The organism is Paraburkholderia sp. Ac-20347, assembly GCF_017104805.1.
Taxonomy (GTDB): domain Bacteria; phylum Pseudomonadota; class Gammaproteobacteria; order Burkholderiales; family Burkholderiaceae; genus Paraburkholderia; species Paraburkholderia tropica.
This window is the reverse complement of record NZ_JAAGPN010000493.1, coordinates 1-2,815: the sequence shown is the minus strand read 5'-3', so window position 1 is coordinate 2,815 and position 2,815 is coordinate 1. Positions and strand designations below refer to the sequence as shown.

Sequence of the window (2,815 nt, the reverse complement as noted above, 5' to 3'; positions counted from 1 at the left end):
CGCTCCTATCGCTGCCACCCGTCGCGCCGCGTGCGCGCGCGTTTTCCTGCACGGCGATCCAGCGGCCCGACGCGGCGTTCCAGATCGTTCGATAAATCTTGTTCATTCGTCATCCTGATCATTGCAATCACTCCGCGAAACAGGGGATCACGAACAGGATGGCGTCTCCGGTGCGCTTCGCGATTCAGCGTTGCAGGGCGTCCGGCTCGAACGCCCATGTCGCGCATCGCGCCGCTGCGACAGTGCGGCGGCACATCGCGCGTCCTGCTGTGAACAGGCGCGCGACATGCGACAAAATTTTGCAATTCATGAAAGCCAACAGAAAGGAAATCCTATAGCGACGTAGGACGTCAAAAAATAGGAATATTCTTAAATCGACGACGCACGCGACAGGCCGCCCCATCCGCGCAGCCACAAGCAAAACGGGCCGCGCTCGATGAGCGGCGGCCCGTTCGGGGATTGCAAGATCGTCGCCCGACGATCGATCAGGTTTAACGATTCACAAAGTCCGGCTCGAAGAACACCCAGCGCACCTGCGGAAAGCGCGCCTGCAAATCCGCTTCGATCTCGTTGATGGCTTCGACCATCGTGCGGCTGTGTTCGTAATCGATCATCTCGGCCTGCACGGCCACGACGATCTCCTTGCCCCATTGCAGGGTGATGATGTTCATGATCTGGCGAATCTCGGGCCGCGCGCGCAGAAACGTTTCGATGTCGCGCCGCATTTCCGGACTCGCCGACTCGCCCACGATCATCGACTTCACTTCGCGCGCGACGAGCCACGCGATCGTCATCAGCAGAAAGCCGATGCAGATCGAGCCGCACGCGTCCCACACGGGATTGCCGGTGATCACCGTCAACAGCACCGCGACGAACGCAATCGCGAGACCCGCAAGCGCGGCGACGTCCTCGCCCGCCACGACCAGCAGATCCGAATCGCGCGTTTCGCGGAACCATCGCCACAGCGGTTTGCCCGGATTGCCCGCGCGAATTTCGCGCATCGCGCCATACAGCGAGAGCGCCTCCAGCACGACCGACACGCCGAGCACCGCGAGCGCCACATACACGTATTGCAGCGGCTCGCGCGCGAACAGCCGGTGCACGCCTTCATACACGGAAAACGCGCCGCCGACGAAGAACAGCAGCAGCGCGACCAGCAGCGAATAGAAGTTGATCGCGCGGCCCGAGCCCATCGGATGCAGCGGCGAAGGCGGCTCGCGCGACTGGCGCAGGCCGAACAGCAGCAGCAGTTGATTGCCGCAATCGGCGGTCGAGTGGATCGCCTCGGCGAACATCGAGCCGGAGCCCGTGAACGCCGCCGCCGCGTACTTGCAGATCGCGATGCCCGCGTTCGCGGCGAGCGCGTAGAAAATGGCTTTCGGCGACTCCGCGCTCATACGACCTCGACGCGCGCGGGGCCTTCGTCCAGTTCGCCGATCACGCGGGCATCCGCGAAACCGTCCTGGCGGAACAGCGCGAGCACGTCGTCCACGCGCTCGGGCGCGCAGGCGACCAGCAGACCGCCCGAGGTTTGCGGATCGGTGAGCAGCGTGCGCGCGCTTTCCGGCAGGCCAGACGCGAGCGTCACGCCCTCGCCGTACGACGCCCAGTTGCGGCCCGACGCGCCCGTGAAAACGGCCTGATCGACGAACGCTTCGACGCCCGGCAGCCACGGCAGATCGGCGTAACGCACGCGCGCCGTGAGACTCGCGCCGCGCGCGATTTCGAGCGTGTGGCCGAGCAAGCCGAAACCGGTCACGTCGGTCATCGCGTGCACGTCGTCGAGTTCGGCGAGCGCCGCGCCCGGCCGGTTGAGCATCGTGGCGGCGGCGACCATCGCCTGATAACCGGCGGCGTCGAGCAGATCTTTCTTGAGCGCCGCCGAGAGCACGCCCACGCCGAGCGGCTTGCCGAGCACGAGCACGTCGCCCGCGCGCGCCGACGCGTTGCGCTTCACGCGCGACGGATGCACGACGCCGAGCGCCGCGAGCCCGTAGATCGGCTCGACGGAATCAATCGAATGGCCGCCCGCGACGGGAATGCCCGCCGCCGCGCAGACGTCCTCGCCGCCGCGCAGCACCTGCGCGATGACGTCGTGCGGCAGCACGTTGATCGGCATGCCGACCAGCGCGAGCGCGAGGATCGGCTTACCGCCCATCGCGTAGACGTCGGACAGCGCGTTGGTCGCGGCGATGCGGCCGAAGTCGTAGGGATCGTCGACGATCGGCATGAAGAAGTCGGTGGTCGCGACGATGGCCTGCTCGTCGTTGAGCTTGTAGACGGCGGCGTCGTCGGCCGTCTCGGTGCCGACGAGCAAGTTGGGAAACGCGGCCGTGAGCGGCGTGCTGCGCGCGAGCAGCGCGGAGAGCACGCCCGGCGCGATCTTGCAGCCGCAGCCGCCGCCGTGCGAAAGGCTCGTGAGACGCGGGGCGGCGTTGCCCGAAGGCGTGCGGACGGTGTCGTTCATGGCGGGGACTCTCCCTGAATATGCTGACGAAACGTCCCTATTATGGAGCAATCGTCACGCCGGCGATGCAGGGCCGTCCTGGGCGGCGGCGGGTTGATCGTGCTGCGGATCGGCTTGCGTTTGCGCTTCGGTCGCGACGCTCGCAGCCTCGCTCGCGCAGATCGCATCGATGAGCCAGTGCGGGTCGTCGTGCGGCAGATCGTGGCCCGCCCACGGATGCTCGACATGGCGCGCGCCCCACGCCTGCGCGAGCCGCGCCGAGCACACGGGATTCACCAGTCGATCCGCTCGCGACGACGCCACCAGCACCTCGCAATGCGGCACGCCGCGCGCCGAAAAGCGCGCGGC

2 protein-coding genes and 1 pseudogene are annotated in these 2,815 nt (G+C 66.8%); all 3 read right to left on the bottom strand.

The window, feature by feature from the left end:
• Positions 1-491: 491 nt before the first annotated feature.
• Positions 492-1,397, bottom strand: coding sequence for a cation diffusion facilitator family transporter (locus G3N97_RS37945; protein ID WP_205997872.1), 906 nt, complete (start codon positions 1,395-1,397; stop codon positions 492-494).
• Positions 1,394-2,467, bottom strand: a complete 1,074-nt coding sequence (gene selD, locus G3N97_RS37940) for a selenide, water dikinase SelD (RefSeq protein WP_205997871.1) — start codon at positions 2,465-2,467, stop codon at positions 1,394-1,396. The genes G3N97_RS37945 and selD overlap by 4 nt, the downstream gene beginning before the upstream one ends.
• A gap of 54 nt (positions 2,468-2,521) precedes the next feature.
• Positions 2,522-2,815, bottom strand: a pseudogene (locus G3N97_RS39860) (hypothetical protein); the annotation flags it as partial.